An 18965-nucleotide genomic window follows, 5' to 3' on the forward strand; every position below is an offset into this window, starting at 1 on the left:
CTGACGAGGATGTAAAGGATGACTATCAACGATATATCGATGATCAGTGCATTGGTAACTGGAAGCCAGGGGCGGTAGCATGCCTGTCGGCATGACTGCAGCCGGATTATTCTGTATTGTCATGGGGTTGGATAAATGCTTTTTAGGACTGATGCCAGTTATATTCCTGGTGAATTAACTGCATTGTGATTCTGTGTACTGCTTGAGCGCTTATTTAAATCGCACAGGATAATTACTCTGCCATAGTGATAATTAATCAATGATGAAATCTAAAATGAAATTGATGCCATTATTGGTGTCCATAAGCTTAATGAGTGGCTGCACCGTATTCCCGGGTAGCAATATGTCGACATCGGGAAAGGACGTGATTAAACAGCAGGATGCTGACTTTGATTTAGACAGTATGGTGAACGTTTATCCATTGACCCCGCGTCTGATTGAGCAACTGCGCCCGCGCGTAAACGTTGCCCAGCCGAACATGTCGCTGGATCAAGAGATCTCCTCTTATGAATACCGCGTCGGCCCTGGTGATGTCCTGAGCGTCACTGTGTGGGATCACCCGGAATTAACCACCCCTGCCGGTCAGTATCGCAGCTCCAGCGATACCGGTAACTGGGTGCAGCCGGATGGCACCATGTTCTACCCCTATATCGGCAAAGTCCGCGTAGTGGGTAAGACCCTGGCCGAAATCCGTAGTGATATTACCAGCCGCTTAGCGACCTATATTGCCGACCCGCAGGTGGACGTTAATATCGCCGCGTTCCGCTCGCAAAAAGCCTATGTCTCCGGTCAGGTCAATAAATCAGGCCAGCAGGCGATCACCAACGTGCCGCTGACCGTGCTTGATGCGATCAACGCCGCTGGTGGTCTGACCGACCTTGCTGACTGGCGCAATGTCGTGCTGACCCACAAAGGCAAAGAGGAGCGTATTTCACTGCAGGCGCTGATGCAAAACGGCGACCTCAGCCAGAACCGTCTCCTCTACCCTGGCGACATTCTGTTTGTTCCGCGCAATGACGATCTGAAAGTGTTCGTGATGGGCGAAGTGAAAAAACAGAGCACCCTCAAAATGGACTTCAGCGGCATGACGCTGACCGAAGCGCTCGGCCAGGCTGAAGGTCTCGACCTGACCTCCTCTAACGCCAGCGGTATCTTCGTTATCCGTCCAATCAAGGATGGCGAGGGCGGTCGCGGTAACAAGATTGCCAACATCTACCAGCTAGATATGTCGGATGCCACGTCACTGGTCATGGCCACTAACTTCCGCCTCCAGCCTTACGACGTTGTCTATGTCACCACCGCACCGGTATCGCGTTGGAACCGTCTTATCAACCAGTTGCTGCCAACCATCAGTGGCGTTCGCTACATGACGGATACGGCCAAAGATATTCATACGTGGTAACAGGCATGTTCAACAAAATTCTGGTGGTTTGCGTGGGGAACATTTGTCGTTCCCCAACGGCGGAACGGCTTCTGAAAAAATACTACCCCGGACTTACGGTTGAGTCTGCCGGGTTGGGCGCACTGGTCGGGCATGGCGCAGATGCCAACGCCACGGCCGTGGCGGCAGATAACCAACTCTCACTGGATGGGCACGTCGCACGCCAGATTTCAGGGAAATTGTGTCGTGAATTCGATCTGATTCTGGTTATGGAGAAGCGACACATCTCCCGCCTGTGCGAACTTACTCCGGAGATGCGCGGAAAGGTCATGTTGTTTGGCCACTGGGATAACGAACGGGAGATCCCCGATCCGTATCGCAAAAGTCGTGAAGCTTTTGAAGCCGTTTACACCTTACTTGACCAGTCTGCCCGCCTTTGGGCGCAGGCATTGCAAGCTCAGCAGGGAAAATAATGACAGAGAAAACACACCATTCGCATTCTGCTACGTCGGCAGTGGGCAATGACGAAATCGATATTGGCCGTTTACTCGGCACAATCATTGAGGCTCGCTGGTGGGTGCTGGGCATTACCGCGCTATTTGCCCTCGCCGCGCTGGTTTACTGCATGTTTGCCACGCCTATCTATAGCGCCGATGCGCTGGTGCAGATCGAGCAGAATACCGGTAGCTCGCTGGTGCAGGATATTAACAGTGCGCTGAGTAACAAGCCTCCGGCGTCGGAAGCGGAAATTCAGCTTATTCAGTCCCGTCTGGTACTGGGTAAAACCGTTGACGATCTCGACCTCGACATCTCAGTGGTGAAAAACACCTTCCCGCTGTTTGGCGCAGGCTGGGATCGCCTGATGGGGCGGCAGAATGAGACCGTTAAGGTCACCTCGTTCGAACTGCCGAAAGGGTGGGCAGAGCAGACCTTTACCCTAAAAGTGCTCAGCCCGAAAACCTATCTGCTGAGCAGCGATGGCGGATTTGAAGCGCGCGGTGAAGTGGGCAAGCCGTTGAGCAAAGAGGGCGTCACCATGATGGTGAGCGCGATCCAGGCCTCTGATGACAGCGAGTTTACTGTCACCAAGTTCTCGACCCTCGGCATGATCAACAATCTGCAAAACAACCTGACGGTTGTGGAGAACGGTAAAGACACCGGCGTGCTGAGCCTCAGCTACACCGGCGAAGATCGCGATCAGATCCGCGCCATTCTCAACAGCATCACCCGCAACTACCTTGAGCAGAATATTGAGCGCAAATCAGAAGAAGCGGCGAAGAGCCTCATCTTCCTTGATAAGCAACTGCCGGAAGTGCGTCACAACCTCGACGTCGCGGAGGATAAGCTCAACGCCTATCGTCAGACGAAAGACTCCGTCGACCTGCCGCTTGAAGCTAAATCGGTGCTCGACTCTGTGGTCAACATCGATGCGCAGTTGAACGAACTGACCTTCAAAGAGGCGGAGATCTCCAAGCTCTATACCAAAGCGCACCCGGCGTACCGCACGCTGCTGGAGAAACGTCAGGCGCTGGAAGATGAGAAAACCAGGCTTAATAAACGCATTACGGCCATGCCGCAGACGCAGCAGGAAATTGTGCGTCTGACCCGCGATGTTGAATCTGGTCAGCAGGTCTATATGCAGCTGCTGAATAAACAGCAGGAGCTGCGTATCACCCAGGCGAGCACCGTGGGCGATGTGCGTATCGTTGACCCGGCAATCACCCAGCCTGGCGTGCTGAAGCCGAAAAAAGCGCTGATTATTCTCGGCAGCATTATTTTCGGCCTGATTATCTCCGTCGTTGGCGTGCTGCTGCGTTCCCTCTTCAACCGCGGTATCGAAAGCCCGCAGGTGCTGGAAGAGCACGGAATCAGCGTTTATGCCAGCATCCCGCTCTCCGAGTGGCAGAAGGAGCGTGACAACGCGCAAACTGCGAAAGGCGCACGCCGCTTCAAGCAGAGCCAGCTGCTGGCGGTGGGTAACCCGACCGATCTGGCGATTGAAGCGGTTCGCAGCCTGCGTACCAGTCTCCACTTCGCCATGATGCAGGCCAACAACAATGTGTTGATGATGACCGGGGTCAGCCCCTCCATCGGTAAAACCTTTGTCTGCGCCAACCTCGCGGCGGTCATCAGCCAGACCAACAAGCGCGTGCTGCTGATCGACTGCGATATGCGTAAAGGCTACACCCACGAACTGCTGGGTACCGACAATATCAATGGTTTGTCAGATGTGCTGGCAGGGAAGGGCACCATCGAGAGCTGCGCGAAGCCGACCTCGATCCGTAACTTCGATCTGGTTCCGCGCGGTCAGGTGCCACCTAACCCCTCTGAGCTGCTGATGAGCGAACGCTTCACCCAGATGGTTGAGTGGGCAAGCAAAAACTACGATCTGGTGCTGATTGATACCCCACCAATCCTCGCGGTGACCGATGCGGCCGTTGTTGGTCGTCATGCGGGTACCACGCTGATGGTGGCGCGTTACGCGGTCAACACCCTGAAAGAGATCCAGACCAGCCTGAGCCGCTTCGAGCAGAACGGCATCCAGGTGAAAGGCGTCATCCTGAACTCTATCTTCCGCCGTGCAACCGGCTACCAGGATTACGGCTACTACGAGTACGAATACAAGTCCGACTCGAAATAACAAGACTTATACCTCTACCCTCAGCGTGCTTTGCCCTTCCCCTTAACAGGGGGAGGGCGTAAGCGAGGGCGAAAAGCGGCATGTGGAACGCATTAGGGATCGCATCATGAGCACAACAGCAAACCCATTAATTTCAATTTATATGCCTACCTGGAACCGTCAGCAGCTGGCCATCCGCGCCATTAAATCGGTGCTGCGCCAGGATTACCCGCACTGGGAAATGATCATCGTTGATGACTGCTCCGCGTCGTTCGATCAGCTGCAGCAGTTTGTTGACGAACTGGGCGACCCGCGCGTTAGCTATACGCGCAACGACTTCAACTCCGGTGCCTGCGCCGTGCGCAACCAGGCCATCCTGCAGGCGCGCGGGCAATACATTACCGGTATCGATGACGATGACGAGTGGACGCCAAACCGCTTATCGGTTTTCCTCGCCCATAAGCATCTGCTCAACACCCGCGCCTTCCTCTACGCCAATGATTATGTGTGCCAGGGTGAGGTCTACGCGCAGCCCGCCAGCCTGCCGCTCTACCCGAAATCACCGTTCTCCCGCAAGCTCTTCTACAAACGCAATATCGTCGGCAATCAGGTCTTTACCTGGGCGTGGCGTTTTAAAGAGTCGCTGTTTGATACCCAGCTGAAAGCCGCACAGGATTACGACATCTTCCTGCGCATGGTCACCGAATATGGCGAGCCATTCAAAATTGAGGAGGCGACGCAGATCCTGCATATCAACCACGGCGAGATGCAGATCACCTCTTCACCGAAGAAGTTCTCCGGCTACTTCCACTTCTATCGCAAGCACAAGGATAAGTTCGACCGTGCCAGCAAGAAGTATCAACTCTTCACCCTCTACCAGATCCGTAATAAGCGGATGAACTGGCGCACGCTGTTGACGCTCTTTTCGGTGCGCAACGGTAAACGTCTGGCTGATGGGCTGCGGGGTAAATAATGCGACTGGAAGATTTTCGCGCAAACCACTGGAATTTGCGCCCCTGCTGCATGGTTGCAGCCTACCGTATCGCGCACTTCTGCTCGGTGTGGCGCAAGAAGCATGTGATTAACAACATCTGGGCCGCGCCGGTCATTCTGCTCTACCGCTTCATAACGGAATGTCTGTTTGGCTATGAGATTCAGGCGGCGGCGACGATCGGCCGGCGTTTCACCATTCACCATGGCTATGCGGTGGTGATTAATAAAAATGTCGTAGCGGGTGATGATTTTACCATTCGCCATGGTGTGACCATCGGTAACCGCGGCGCGGACAGCCTGGCCTGCCCGGTCATTGGCAACGGCGTTGAGCTGGGGGCGAATGTGGTGATGATTGGCGATATTACCATTGGCAATAATGTCACCATCGGCGCAGGCAGCGTGGTGCTGGACAGTGTGCCGGACAACGCGCTGGTGGTGGGTGAAAAAGCGCGCGTGAAGGTGATTAAATGAATATTTTGCAGTTTAACGTACGCCTCGCAGAGGGCGGTGCTGCAGGTGTTGCGCTGGATCTCCACCAGCGAGCGCTGCAGCAGGGTTATCAGTCGCGCTTTATTTATGGCTACGGTAAAGGGGGTAAAAAAAGTGTCAGCCATGACAACTACCAGAACGTCTATAAACAGACGCCGCGTCTGACCTCGATTGCCAACCTGGCGCTGTTCCGCCTCTTTAACCGCGATGTTTTCGGTAATCTTAATAATCTTTATCGCAACGTTACCCGCAGCGAAGGGCCGCTGGTGCTCCATTTTCATGTGATGCACAGCTACTGGCTCAACCTTGAGGATCTGGTGGCGTTCTGCCAGCGCGTGAAAGCGCACAAACCGGACGTCACCTTCGTCTGGACGCTGCACGACCACTGGAGTGTCACCGGCCGCTGTGCTTTTACCGACGGCTGCGAAGGGTGGAAGACCCACTGTCAGAAGTGCCCGACGCTGAGCAACTATCCGCCCGTTAAAATCGATCGCGCGCATCAGTTAGTGGGGCGTAAGCGCCAGCTGTTTAATACCATGCTCTCACTGGGCTGCCAGTTTATCTCCCCGAGCCAGCATGTGGCTGATGCCTTTAACAGCCTCTATGGCGCTGGTCGTTGCCAGATTATTAACAACGGTATCGATGTAGCGACAGAAGAGATCCTCGCCCAGCTTGCGCCGGTAAAAGTGACGCAGGGTAAACCGAAGATCGCTATCGTCGCCCACGACTTACGCTACGACGGGAAAACCAATCAGCAACTGGTGCGCGACATCATGGCTCTTGAGGATCGCGTCGAGCTGCACACCTTCGGTAAATTCTCCCCCTTTGAGGGGCCGCAGGTGGTCAACCACGGCTTTCTTACCGATAAGCGTAAATTGATGAGCGAACTCAATGAGATGGATGCACTGGTCTTTAGTTCGCGCGTCGACAACTACCCGCTGATCCTCTGTGAAGCGCTCTCCATCGGGGTGCCGGTGATCGCTACCCACAGCGATGCGGCGCGCGAAGTGCTGCAAAAGTCGGGCGGAAAAACCTTCAGTGAAGAGGAGGTGCTGCAACTGGTGCAGTGCCATAAAGCAGAAATCGCCCAGGCGGTGTTTGGCGAGAGCCTCGACGCGTTTCGCGCGCGAAGCCGCCAGGCCTATAGCGGTCATCAGATGCTGGAGGAGTATGTCTCGTTCTATCAGAGTCTGTAGCTATCTGCTGCTGCCGTTGATCTACCTGCTGGTCAACGTGAAATTATTCCAGCTCGGTGAGAGCTTCCCGATCACGATTGTGACTTTTTTACCGGTGCTGCTGCTGCTCTACGTTGAGCGCATCAACCTGAAAAAATTGATGTTAGCGCTGATGCTTGGTGCAGGATTAACGCTCTTCAACTTTATTTTCGGTAAGTCGCTGGATGCCAGCAAATATGTCACGTCAACAATGCTGTTTGTCTACATCGTGATCATTATTGGCATGGTATGGAGTATTCGCTTCAAAACGATATCGCCGCATAACTATCGCAAGATTTTGAGATTTTTCTACATGGTGGTGGCGTTAATAGTCACGCTCGCCGCAATGGAGATGGCTCAGATCATTCTTACTGGCGGCAGTAGTTTGATGGAAATAATTTCGAAATATCTTATTTACAGTAACAGTTACGTGCTGAATTTTATCAAGTTCGGCGGTAAGCGAACCACGGCACTCTATTTCGAACCGGCATTCTTCGCTCTGGCGTTAATCTCAATTTGGCTCAGCATCAAACAGTTTGGTATCAAAACTCCGAAAACCGATGCTATGATTCTGGCAGGGATAGTACTCTCAGGCTCATTCTCCGGGGTAATGACATTTATCATGTTCTACCTGCTGGAGTGGGCGTTTCAGTATCTCAATAAAGAGGCGATTCAAAAGAAATTACCGCTGGCAATTATTTCACTTGCGGTGTTTGTCGTGGGCCTCGTATTTGCTTTTCCTTATATTGCGACGCGTATTGGCGATTTGGGAACGGAAGGATCCTCCTCTTATTACCGAATTATCGGTCCGCTTGTGATGGTTGGATATTCGCTGACCAATATTGATGGCGTAGTAAGATTCGGCTCACTTTATGAATATGTCGCATCATTCGGAATCTTTAACGGTGCAGACGTCGGGAAAACAATAGACAATGGGTTGTATCTGCTGATCATATATTTTTCATGGTTGGCGGTAATACTGACCGGATGGTACATGTTTAAAGTCGCTAAAATGACGATGAATGCTTTTGGCAACAATCAGAATTTTCGCGTTCAACTTTTCTTGTTTACCCCGATCTCGTTGTTCTTTACGGGGTCAATTTTTAGTCCGGAATATGCATTTTTAATTGTTTGTCCGTTTATTCTGCGTAAAGCGTTGAATATTGTAAGTTCATGAGAAGGTGGGTCACATGCTGCTTAGTGTTATTACTGTCGCGTTTCGCAATTATGAAGGTGTGAAGAAGACCTGGCAGTCGCTGGCTCACCTGGCGAAAGCACAAGATATCGAGTTCGAGTGGATCGTGGTTGACGGCGGTTCGCAGGACGGTACTGAGGATTTTCTGAAAAGCCTCAACGGCCAATATAATTTACGTTTCATAAGCGAACGCGATAAAGGTATTTACGATGCCATGAATAAAGGCATCGATATGGCCTCCGGGCGCTTTGCGATATTTCTTAATTCTGGCGATATTTTCCATGAAGAAATTGTCGACGTTGTACGCCAGTTAAGCGAAGCGAAAGAGACCGCCATGTATATCGGCGATGCGCTGCTTGATTTCGGCGACGGTAACAAGCTGCGCCGCAATGCGAAAAGCGGCTGGTATATTTATCACAGCCTGCCGGCCAGTCATCAGGCCATCTTTTTCCCGGTGCACGGGTTAAAAACGTACCCCTACGATCTGCAATTTAAAGTCTCATCCGATTACGCGTTAGCGGCCAGAATGTATAAAGCGGGCTTTCCGTTTAAGCGTCTGAAAGGGCTGGTATCTGAATTTTCGATGGGCGGTGTATCCACTTCTAATAATCTCGAATTATGCCAGGACGCCCGTAAAGTTCAGCGCATGATATTACACGTCCCCGGTTTCTGGGCAGAATTATCCTATATGTTGCGTTTACGGACGACGGGTAAAGCAAAGGCTTTATATAACAAAGCGTAACGCCCGGACATAAGGAAAGAATATGCAAGATTTAAAAGGATTCTCCGTGCCGAAAGGCTTTCGGGGCGGGAATGCTATTAAGGTTCAATTGTGGTGGGCAGTGCAGGCGACACTATTTGCCTGGTCCCCGCAGGTGCTTTATCGCTGGCGCGCCTTCTTATTACGCCTCTTCGGCGCGAAGGTTGGTAAAGGCGTAGTGATTCGACCATCGGTCAAAATTACCTACCCATGGAAATTAACCCTGGGTGATTACAGCTGGGTGGGGGATGACGCGGTGTTATATACGCTCGGCGACATCACCATCGGCGCAAATTCTGTGGTGTCACAGAAGTGTTATTTGTGCACCGGCAGTCACGACTATATGAGCGCGCATTTCGATATTAACGCGACGCCCATCGTGATTGGCGAGAAGTGCTGGCTGGCGACAGATGTGTTTGTTGCTCCCGGTGTCTCTATCGGCGACGGCACGGTCGTCGGTGCACGTAGCAGTGTTTTTAAATCGCTACCGGCAAATGCGATTTGTCGGGGCAATCCCGCAGTGGTAACGCGCGAACGCGTTGAAAAGGTAACTCCCTAACAGGGAACATTGAGGAAAATAAATTATGTCTAAAGTCGCTCTCATCACCGGCGTTACCGGGCAAGATGGCTCTTATCTGGCAGAACTGCTTCTGGAAAAGGGTTACGAAGTTCACGGCATCAAACGCCGCGCTTCCTCTTTCAATACTGAGCGTGTTGATCACATTTATCAGGATCCGCACACAAGCAACCCGAAATTCCACCTGCATTACGGCGATCTGACCGATACGTCAAACCTGACCCGTATCCTGCAGGAAGTGCAGCCGGATGAAGTGTACAACCTGGGTGCGATGAGCCACGTTGCGGTCTCCTTCGAATCCCCGGAATACACCGCTGATGTTGACGCCATGGGTACGCTGCGTCTGCTGGAAGCGATCCGCTTCCTGGGTCTGGAGAAGAAAACCCGTTTCTATCAGGCATCCACCTCTGAGCTGTATGGCCTGGTGCAGGAAATCCCGCAGAAAGAGACCACGCCGTTCTACCCGCGCTCTCCGTATGCCGTTGCCAAACTGTACGCTTACTGGATCACCGTGAACTACCGTGAATCCTACGGCATGTACGCCTGTAACGGCATCCTGTTCAACCACGAATCCCCGCGTCGCGGCGAAACCTTCGTGACCCGTAAAATCACCCGTGCGATCGCCAACATCGCTCAGGGCCTGGAATCCTGCCTCTACCTCGGCAACATGGACTCTCTGCGTGACTGGGGCCATGCCAAAGACTACGTGAAAATGCAGTGGATGATGCTGCAGCAGGAGCAGCCGGAAGACTTCGTTATCGCGACAGGTGTGCAGTACTCCGTACGTCAGTTCGTTGAAATGGCTGCCGCTCAGCTGGGCATCAAACTGCGCTTCGAAGGCACCGGCGTCGAAGAGAAGGGTATCGTTGTTTCCGTAACTGGCCACGATGCGCCGGGCGTGAAACCGGGTGATGTGATTGTTGCCGTTGACCCGCGTTACTTCCGTCCTGCTGAAGTGGAAACCCTGCTGGGCGACCCGACCAAAGCGCACGAAAAACTGGGCTGGAAACCGGAAACTACCCTGCAGGAGATGGTCTCCGAAATGGTGGCAAAAGATCTGGAAGCAGCGAAAAAACACTCACTGCTTAAGGCCCACGGTTACGAGGTTGCCATCGCGCTGGAGTCCTGAGCATGACCAAACAACGTGTTTTTGTGGCTGGCCATCGCGGGATGGTGGGGTCAGCCATCGTACGACAGCTCGAACAGCGTGCGGATATCGAACTGGTGCTGCGCTCGCGCGAAGAGCTGAACCTGTTGGATGCCGCGGCGGTGGACGCGTTTTTTGCCAGCGAACGTATTGACCAGGTTTACCTGGCGGCAGCGAAAGTGGGCGGTATTGTGGCGAACAATACCTACCCGGCGGACTTCATCTACGAAAATATGATGATTGAGAGCAACATCATTCACTCGGCGCACAAGCACGACGTGAACAAACTGTTGTTCCTCGGTTCGTCCTGCATCTATCCGAAACTGGCGAAGCAGCCGATTGCTGAAAGCGAGCTGCTGCAGGGGACGCTGGAGCCGACGAACGAGCCCTACGCGATTGCCAAAATCGCCGGGATTAAGCTGTGCGAATCTTATAACCGCCAGTATGACCGCGATTACCGCTCGGTGATGCCGACCAATCTGTATGGTCCGCACGACAACTTCCACCCGAGCAACTCGCACGTTATTCCTGCGCTGCTGCGTCGTTTCCACGAAGCGACCCAGGAGAATGCGGCAGACGTGGTGGTGTGGGGCAGCGGCACGCCGATGCGTGAATTCCTCCATGTGGATGATATGGCAGCGGCCAGCATTCATGTGCAGGAGTTGGCGCGCGAAGTGTGGCAGGAGAATACCGAACCGATGCTGTCGCATATCAATGTCGGTACCGGCGTTGACTGCACCATTCGCGAACTGGCACAGACGGTTGCAAGCGTTGTGGGCTACAAAGGCCGCGTGGTGTTTGACGCCACCAAGCCGGACGGCACGCCGCGTAAGCTGCTGGACGTGACCCGTCTGCATCAACTGGGCTGGTATCACGAGATCTCACTGGAAGCGGGGCTGGCAAGCACCTACCAGTGGTTCCTTGAAAACCAGCACCGGTTCCGGGGGTAAGCATGTTTTTAAGTCAGGAAGATTTTGCCACGGTGGTGCGTTCCACCCCGCTGATCTCCATCGATCTCATCGTGGAGAACTCACGCGGCGAGTTTTTACTCGGCAAACGCACTAACCGTCCGGCCCAGGGATACTGGTTTGTGCCGGGCGGACGCGTGCAAAAGGACGAGCCGCTGGCAGCCGCTTTCGAGCGGCTGACTCAGGCGGAACTGGGACTGCGCCTGCCGATGTCGGCAGGTGAGTTTTACGGCGTCTGGCAGCACTTCTATGACGATAACTTCTCCGGCCCCGATTTTACGACCCACTACATCGTGCTCGGCTTCCGTCTGCGCGTGGACGAGGAGACCCTCGCCCTGCCAACGGAGCAGCACGATGATTATCGCTGGGTTTCGCCGGAGGCGTTGATTGCCGACCCGCTGGTGCATGACAACAGCCGCGCCTATTTCCTCGACGCGCAGGGAGTACCGGGCTTATGAAAATCCTGGTTTATGGCATCAACTATTCGCCGGAGCTGACCGGGATCGGTAAGTACACCGGCGAAATGGTGGAGTGGATGGCCCGTCAGGGCCATGACGTTCGCGTTATCACTGCGCCGCCGTACTACCCGGAGTGGAAAGTCGGGCACCCTTACAGTGCCTGGCGCTGGCGTAAAGAGCAGGGTGCCGCCACGGTGTGGCGCTGCCCGCTCTACGTGCCGCAGCAGCCGTCAACCATCAAGCGTCTGCTGCACTTAGGCAGCTTTGCTGTCAGCAGCTTTTTCCCGCTGATGGCCCAGCGCAGCTGGAAGCCGGATCGCATTATCGGCGTGGTGCCGACGCTGTTTTGCACGCCGGGCATGCGCCTGCTGGCAAAACTGAGCGGTGCCCGCACGCTGCTGCACATTCAGGATTATGAAGTGGACGCCATGCTCGGGTTAGGCATGGCGGGCAAAGGTAAAGGCGGCCTGGTGGCAAAACTGGCGGCCGCATTTGAACGCAGCAATCTGCATAACGTTGATAACGTCTCCACCATCTCGCGCTCAATGATGAACAAAGCGCGTGAGAAGGGCGTGTCAGCCGACAAGATTATCTTCTTCCCGAACTGGTCCGAAGTGGCGCGTTTTCGTGATGTCGACGCGGCAAGCGTTGCGCAGCTACGCCGCGACCTCGGACTGCCGGATGACAAAAAAATCATTCTTTACTCCGGCAACATTGGCGAGAAGCAGGGATTAGAAAATGTGATTGAAGCCGCTGCGCGACTGAAGGGCCATCCGTGGCTGTTCGCTATCGTCGGGCAGGGCGGGGGCAAAGCGCGGCTGGAGAAAATGGTCAGCGAGCGCGGCCTCGACAATGTGAAATTCTTCCCGTTGCAGCCTTATGAAGCGCTGCCGGCGCTGCTGACGCTCGGCGACTGCCATCTGGTTATCCAGAAGCGCGGCGCGGCGGATGCGGTATTGCCCTCCAAGCTGACCAACATCCTGGCGGTGGGCGGCAATGCGGTGATCACCGCCGAAGAGAGTACCGAACTTGGCCAGCTCTGCCTGAATGAGCCTGGCATTGCGGTCTGCGTCGAACCGGAATCGGTCGATGCGCTGACCTCGGGCATTGAACGCGCGTTAGCGCTGCCCACAAACAACACGGTGGCACGTGAATATGCCGAACGCACGCTCGAAAAAGAGAACGTGTTAAGCCAGTTTATTGCAGATATCAGCCCGGAGAAATCCGCGACGCCCGCAGCCGCCCTCGATGGCGCGGCGCATGAGGCGCGCCTCAATTTCGACGGCAATGGGGATAAATCATGAGTCAAACGCAACTCTATCCGGTCGTGATGGCCGGGGGCTCCGGCAGCCGTCTGTGGCCACTTTCCCGCGTGCTTTACCCTAAACAGTTTCTCTGCCTGAAGGGCGATCTCACCATGCTGCAGACCACGGTCTGCCGCCTGAACGGCGTTGAGTGCGAAAGCCCGGTGGTGATTTGTAACGAGCAGCACCGTTTTATTGTCGCCGAGCAGCTGCGCCAGCTTAACAAGCTGACGGAGAACATCATCCTTGAACCGGCAGGCCGCAACACCGCTCCGGCCATTGCGCTGGCGGCGCTGGCGGTAAAACGCCACAACCCGGATAGCGATCCGCTGATGCTGGTGCTGGCAGCGGACCACGTTATTCAGGATGAAGAGGCGTTCCGTACTTCGGTACGTAATGCCATGCCTTATGCCGAGGCGGGCAAACTGGTCACTTTCGGTATTGTGCCGGATATGCCCGAAACCGGTTACGGCTACATCCGCCGCGGCGAAGTGAGCCCGGGCCAGGTCGATGCCGTGGCGTTTGAAGTGGCGCAGTTTGTCGAAAAACCGAATCTGGAAACTGCGCAGGGGTATGTCGCCAGCGGCGAATACTACTGGAACAGCGGCATGTTCCTGTTCAGCGCCGGTCGCTACCTGGAGGAGCTACAAAAATATCGCCCGGATATTCTCGAAGCCTGTGAAAAAGCGATGAATGCCACCGACCCGGATATGGACTTCATCCGCGTCGATGAAGCGGCGTTTCTCGCCTGTCCGGAAGAGTCTATTGACTACGCGGTCATGGAGCGCACCGCCGATGCGGTAGTGGTGCCGATGGACGCGGGCTGGAGCGATGTTGGCTCCTGGTCCTCGCTGTGGGAGATCAGCCAGCACACGCCGGAAGGCAACGTCCACCATGGTGATGTGATCAGTCACAAAACCGAAAACAGCTACGTCTATGCCGAATCAGGCCTGGTGACGACCGTTGGCGTGAAAGATTTGGTGGTGGTGCAGACCAAAGACGCCGTGCTGATCGCCGACCGTAATGCGGTGCAGGACGTAAAGAAGGTGGTCGAGAAGATCAAAGCTGAAGGGCGTCACGAGCACCATATCCACCGCGAAGTTTACCGTCCGTGGGGCAAATATGACTCCATCGATGCAGGCGATCGCTACCAGGTGAAACGCATCACCGTGAAACCGGGCGAAGGTCTGTCGGTGCAGATGCATCACCATCGCGCCGAGCACTGGGTGGTGGTGGCCGGCACGGCAAAAGTCACCATCGATGATGAAGTCAAACTGCTCGGCGAAAACGAATCTATCTACATTCCGCTCGGCGCGCGTCACTGCCTGGAAAACCCGGGCAAGATCCCTCTCGACCTGATTGAGGTACGCTCCGGCTCGTACCTGGAAGAGGATGACATTGTGCGCTTCGCCGATCGTTACGGGCGTATTTAAACGCCCATTGCCGGCCCGCCGCGCGCGGGTTCGGCCAGAACAACTATTGATAACACTTATGTGGCCAGTTGCGGTCAAGGCTGACTGTTGCCTGAAGAAGAGGTAATGATGGAAAAATTAACCTGTTTTAAAGCTTACGATATTCGCGGAAAGCTGGGCGAAGAACTGAATGAAGATATAGCCTGGCGTATTGGCCGCGCCTATGGGGAGTACCTGAAGCCGCAGACCATTGTGCTCGGCGGCGATGTGCGTCAGACCAGCGAAGCGCTGAAGCTGGCGTTAGCCAAAGGCTTGCAGGACGCCGGCGTTGATGTGCTGGATATCGGGCTGTCCGGTACCGAAGAGATCTATTTCGCCACCTTCCATCTCGGCGTTGACGGCGGTATCGAAGTGACCGCCAGCCACAACCCGATGGACTACAACGGCATGAAACTGGTGCGCAAAGGCGCGCGCCCGATCAGCGGCGACACCGGCCTGCGCGACGTACAGCGCCTGGCCGAAGCCAATGACTTCCCGCCGGTCAACCCGGAAAAACGCGGCAGCTACAAGCAAATCTCCCTGCGTGATGACTATATCGACCATCTGCTCGGCTACATCAACACCGCTAACCTCAAGCCGCTTAAGCTGGTGATCAACTCCGGTAACGGCGCGGCAGGCCCGGTGATCGACGCCATCGAAGCGCGTTTCAAAGCGCTGAATGTGCCGGTGAGCTTTATTAAAGTGCACAACGAGCCGGATGGCACCTTCCCACACGGTATTCCTAACCCGCTGCTGCCCGAGTGCCGCGATGACACCCGGAATGCGGTGATTGAGCACCAGGCAGATATGGGCATCGCCTTTGATGGCGACTTCGACCGCTGCTTCCTGTTCGACGACAAAGGTCAGTTTATTGAGGGCTACTACATCGTTGGTCTGCTGGCAGAAGCGTTCCTGGAAAAACACCCCGGCGCGAAAATCATTCACGATCCGCGTCTCTCCTGGAACACCGTCGATGTGGTTGGACGCGCAGGCGGTACGCCGGTGATGTCGAAGACCGGCCATGCCTTTATTAAAGAGCGTATGCGCGAAGAGGACGCCATTTACGGCGGCGAGATGAGCGCACACCACTACTTCCGCGATTTCGCCTACTGCGACAGCGGCATGATCCCGTGGCTGCTGGTGACTGAATTGCTGTGCCTGAAGGGTAAAACGCTGGCCGAACTGGTCGGGGATCGCATGGTGGCCTTCCCGGCAAGCGGCGAGATCAACAGTAAGCTGGCAGATCCGGTCAGCGCAATTAAACGCGTTGAAGATCGCTACGCCCCGGATGCGCTGGAAGTGGATTACACCGACGGCATCAGCATCGCTTTTGCCGACTGGCGTTTCAACCTGCGCTCCTCTAATACCGAGCCGGTGGTGCGTCTGAATGTCGAATCCCGACACGACGTGGCGTTGATGGAGGCGCGAACGCAGGAAATTCTGGCGCTGTTGAATCAGTAACTCTTAGTCGTTCTCCTCCCCATGAGGGGAGGAGGGCAAACAGGCAGGTACAACGATGACAAATCTAAAAAAGCGCGACCGGGCCAAAACGAATGCATCGTTAATCTCTATCGTGCAGCGATTCTCAGACATCACCATTATGTTCGCTGGGTTGTGGCTGGTGTGCAAAGTCAATGCGTTGCCATTTTTCTACATGCATCTGCTGATGGCGCTGACCACACTGGTGGTATTCCAGATGATCGGCGGCATGACCGATTTTTACCGCTCCTGGCGCGGCGTCAGAATGATGACCGAACTGACGCTGCTGTTGCAGAACTGGACGCTAAGCATCGTCTTCAGCGCCGGATTAATGTCGTTTAACTCTGACTTTGATAACACCTTCTCGCTCTATTTCACCTGGTATCTGCTCACCAGCCTCGGCCTGATGTTTAGCCGGGCGGTGATCCGTTTTGGTGCCGGCTGGCTGCGCAATCTCGGGTATAACACCCGCCGTGTCGCCGTGGCAGGGGATATGCCGATGGGGCAGGCGCTGCTCGATGGTTTCCGAAATGAGCCATGGCTGGGCTTCGATGTGGTCGGTGTCTATTACAATCCGAAACCGGGCGGCATTGATACCGGCTGGGCGGGTAACCTTGAACAACTGGTTGAAGATGCCCGCAGCGGCAAGATCCATAACGTCTACATTGCGATGTCGATGAATGACGCCGTCTGCATCAAAAAACTGGTGCGCGATCTCGCAGACACCACCTGTTCAGTGATCCTGATCCCGGATGTCTTCACCTTCAACATCCTGCATTCACGCATTGAAGAGGTGAACGGCGTACCGATTGTGCCGCTGTATGACACGCCGCTCTCCGGGGTTAACCGTATTCTGAAGCGCCTTGAAGATATCGTGCTCTCGTCGCTGATCCTGCTGCTGATTTCGCCGGTGCTGCTGGCCATCTCTGTGGCGGTGAAGATGAGTTCGCCAGGGCCGATCATTTTCCGCCAGACGCGCTACGGCATGGATGGTAAGCCGATCAAGGTGTGGAAGTTCCGCTCGATGAAGGTGATGGAGAACGACAAAGTGGTGACCCAGGCGACGCAGAACGATCCGCGCGTCACCAAGGTGGGCAGCTTCCTGCGCCGCACCTCCCTTGATGAGCTGCCGCAGTTTATCAATGTGCTCACCGGCGGGATGTCGATTGTCGGCCCGCGTCCTCACGCCGTTGCGCATAACGAGCAGTATCGTGCGCTGATTGAGGGCTACATGCTGCGTCATAAAGTGAAACCGGGCATTACCGGCTGGGCGCAGATTAATGGCTGGCGCGGCGAGACCGACACGCTGGAAAAAATGGAAAAACGCATTGAGTTCGATCTGGAGTACATCCGCGAATGGAGCCTGTGGTTCGATATCAAGATCGTTTTTCTGACCATCTTTAAAGGCTTTGTCAACAAAGCGGCGTATTAAGGAAAGGTCATGAGCCTGAGAGAAAAAACCATCAGCGGAGCAAAGTGGTCAGCAATGGCCACTCTGACCATTATTGGTCTGGGGCTGGTGCAGATGACGGTGCTGGCGCGCATTATCGATAACCACCAGTTCGGTCTGCTGACCGTCTCGCTGGTGATTATCGCGCTGGCGGATACGCTGTCGGATTTTGGTATCGCTAACTCGATTATTCAGCGCAAAGAGATCAGCCATCTCGAGCTGACCACGCTCTACTGGCTTAACGTCGGGCTGGGGATTGTGGTCTGTATCGCGGTCTTCTCCTTAAGCAATCTGATTGCTGATGTGCTGAATAACCCCGATTTGGCACCGCTGATCAAAACCCTGTCGGTTGCCTTTGTGGTGATCCCGCACGGGCAGCAGTTCCGCGCGCTGATGCAAAAAGAGCTGGAGTTCAACAAGATTGGCGCGATTGAGACCCTGTCGGTAATGGCGGGCTTCAGCTTTACGGTGATCAGCGCCTTCTTCTGGCCGCTGGCGATGACCGCGATCCTCGGTTATCTGGTCAACAGCGCCGTGCGTACGCTGCTGTTTGGCTACTTTGGCCGCAAGATCTACCGCCCTGGTCTGCACTTCTCCCTCGCTTCCGTCAGCTCCAACCTGCGTTTTGGCGCGTGGCTTACGGCAGACAGCATCATCAACTACGTAAACACCAACCTCTCCACGCTGGTGCTGGCGCGTATCCTCGGTGCGAGCGTTGCCGGGGGCTACAACCTCGCCTACAACGTAGCGGTAGTGCCGCCCATGAAGCTCAACCCGATCATTACCCGCGTGCTCTTCCCGGCGTTCGCCAAGATCCAGGATGACACGGAAAAGCTGCGCCTGAACTTCTACAAGCTGCTGTCAGTGGTGGGGATCATCAACTTCCCGATCCTGCTCGGCCTGATGGTGGTGTCGAATAACTTTGTGCCGCTGGTATTTGGCGAGAAGTGGAACAGCATCATTCCGATCCTGCAACTGCTGTGCATTGTTGGCCTGCTGCGGGCGGTCGGTAACCCTATCGGCTCGCTGCTGATGGCGAAAGCGCGTGTCGATATCAGCTTTAAATTCAACGTCTTTAAAACGTTTCTCTTTATTCCGGCGATCATTATTGGCGGCCATATGGCCGGTGCGCTGGGCGTGACGCTCGGCTTCCTGCTGGTGCAGATTATCAACACCATTCTGAGCTATTTCGTGATGATTAAACCGGTGCTCGGCTCGAGCTACCGCCAGTACATCCTCAGCCTGTGGCTGCCGTTCTACCTGTCGCTGCCGACGCTGGTGGTCAGCTATGGCCTCGGCCTGGCGCTGAATGGCCATCTGCCGCTCGCCGCGATGCTGGCGATTCAGGTTGCAGCGGGTGCTATCGCCTTCGCCGTGATGCTGATTGTCTCGCGTAACGCGCTGGTGGTGGAGATGAAGCGTCAGTTTTGCCGCAACGAGAAATTGAAAACACTGCTTCGCGCAGGATAAGAAACCTTA

At 54.9% G+C, this 18965-nt stretch carries 17 protein-coding genes; all 17 read left to right on the forward strand.

Annotated features, from left to right (window positions below):
* Nucleotides 1-259: 259 nt before the first annotated feature.
* Nucleotides 260-1402: a polysaccharide export protein gene (locus tag PU683_RS10765; protein WP_277171456.1), complete on the forward strand. Its 1143-nt coding sequence runs from the start codon at nt 260-262 to the stop codon at nt 1400-1402.
* Between the two features lie 5 nt (nt 1403-1407).
* Nucleotides 1408-1854, forward strand: coding sequence for a low molecular weight protein-tyrosine-phosphatase Wzb (wzb, locus tag PU683_RS10770; RefSeq protein ID WP_277171457.1), 447 nt, complete (start codon nt 1408-1410; stop codon nt 1852-1854).
* The gene (gene wzc, locus PU683_RS10775; protein WP_277171458.1) at nt 1854-4022 is read left to right on the forward strand and encodes a tyrosine-protein kinase Wzc; all 2169 of its coding nucleotides are present in this window, start codon (nt 1854-1856) and stop codon (nt 4020-4022) included. Before wzb ends, wzc begins: the two co-directional genes overlap by 1 nt.
* 106 nt (nt 4023-4128) lie before the next feature.
* Complete coding sequence (gene wcaA / locus PU683_RS10780; RefSeq protein WP_054803228.1) at nt 4129-4974, forward strand: colanic acid biosynthesis glycosyltransferase WcaA; 846 nt, start codon at nt 4129-4131, stop codon at nt 4972-4974.
* Nucleotides 4974-5465: a colanic acid biosynthesis acetyltransferase WcaB gene (gene wcaB / locus PU683_RS10785; RefSeq protein ID WP_023479173.1), complete on the forward strand. Its 492-nt coding sequence runs from the start codon at nt 4974-4976 to the stop codon at nt 5463-5465. Before wcaA ends, wcaB begins: the two co-directional genes overlap by 1 nt.
* On the forward strand, nt 5462-6679 hold the full coding sequence (gene wcaC / locus PU683_RS10790) for a colanic acid biosynthesis glycosyltransferase WcaC (protein WP_277171459.1): 1218 nt from the start codon (nt 5462-5464) through the stop codon (nt 6677-6679). The genes wcaB and wcaC overlap by 4 nt, the downstream gene beginning before the upstream one ends.
* The gene (wcaD, locus tag PU683_RS10795; RefSeq protein WP_187799366.1) at nt 6654-7874 is read left to right on the forward strand and encodes a colanic acid polymerase WcaD; all 1221 of its coding nucleotides are present in this window, start codon (nt 6654-6656) and stop codon (nt 7872-7874) included. Before wcaC ends, wcaD begins: the two co-directional genes overlap by 26 nt.
* 13 nt (nt 7875-7887) lie before the next feature.
* Nucleotides 7888-8634 carry a colanic acid biosynthesis glycosyltransferase WcaE gene (wcaE, locus tag PU683_RS10800; protein ID WP_277171460.1) on the forward strand — a complete coding sequence of 249 codons (747 nt, stop codon included), beginning with the start codon at nt 7888-7890 and terminating at the stop codon, nt 8632-8634.
* Nucleotides 8635-8656: 22 nt separating this feature from the next.
* The gene (wcaF, locus tag PU683_RS10805) at nt 8657-9211 is read left to right on the forward strand and encodes a colanic acid biosynthesis acetyltransferase WcaF (RefSeq protein ID WP_023479143.1); all 555 of its coding nucleotides are present in this window, start codon (nt 8657-8659) and stop codon (nt 9209-9211) included.
* 25 nt (nt 9212-9236) lie between these two features.
* Nucleotides 9237-10358, forward strand: coding sequence for a GDP-mannose 4,6-dehydratase (gmd, locus tag PU683_RS10810; protein WP_277171461.1), 1122 nt, complete (start codon nt 9237-9239; stop codon nt 10356-10358).
* Between the two features lie 2 nt (nt 10359-10360).
* Nucleotides 10361-11326: a GDP-L-fucose synthase gene (gene fcl, locus PU683_RS10815; RefSeq protein ID WP_023479152.1), complete on the forward strand. Its 966-nt coding sequence runs from the start codon at nt 10361-10363 to the stop codon at nt 11324-11326.
* 2 nt (nt 11327-11328) lie between these two features.
* Complete coding sequence (locus PU683_RS10820) at nt 11329-11802, forward strand: GDP-mannose mannosyl hydrolase (RefSeq protein ID WP_187799363.1); 474 nt, start codon at nt 11329-11331, stop codon at nt 11800-11802.
* The gene (gene wcaI / locus PU683_RS10825; protein ID WP_277171462.1) at nt 11799-13106 is read left to right on the forward strand and encodes a colanic acid biosynthesis fucosyltransferase WcaI; all 1308 of its coding nucleotides are present in this window, start codon (nt 11799-11801) and stop codon (nt 13104-13106) included. The genes PU683_RS10820 and wcaI overlap by 4 nt, the downstream gene beginning before the upstream one ends.
* The gene (cpsB, locus tag PU683_RS10830; protein WP_277171463.1) at nt 13103-14539 is read left to right on the forward strand and encodes a mannose-1-phosphate guanyltransferase; all 1437 of its coding nucleotides are present in this window, start codon (nt 13103-13105) and stop codon (nt 14537-14539) included. Before wcaI ends, cpsB begins: the two co-directional genes overlap by 4 nt.
* A gap of 108 nt (nt 14540-14647) precedes the next feature.
* Nucleotides 14648-16018 carry a colanic acid biosynthesis phosphomannomutase CpsG gene (gene cpsG / locus PU683_RS10835; RefSeq protein ID WP_277174268.1) on the forward strand — a complete coding sequence of 457 codons (1371 nt, stop codon included), beginning with the start codon at nt 14648-14650 and terminating at the stop codon, nt 16016-16018.
* 55 nt (nt 16019-16073) lie between these two features.
* A complete protein-coding gene (wcaJ, locus tag PU683_RS10840; protein WP_277171464.1) occupies nt 16074-17468 on the forward strand; it encodes an undecaprenyl-phosphate glucose phosphotransferase in 1395 nt (464 codons plus the stop codon).
* A gap of 9 nt (nt 17469-17477) precedes the next feature.
* A complete protein-coding gene (gene wzxC, locus PU683_RS10845; protein ID WP_277171465.1) occupies nt 17478-18956 on the forward strand; it encodes a colanic acid undecaprenyl disphosphate flippase WzxC in 1479 nt (492 codons plus the stop codon).
* Nucleotides 18957-18965 lie beyond the last annotated feature (9 nt).

Origin of the sequence: Candidatus Kosakonia sp. 282A-S69, assembly GCF_029433855.1 — a bacterium.
GTDB lineage: Bacteria > Pseudomonadota > Gammaproteobacteria > Enterobacterales > Enterobacteriaceae > Kosakonia > Kosakonia cowanii_A.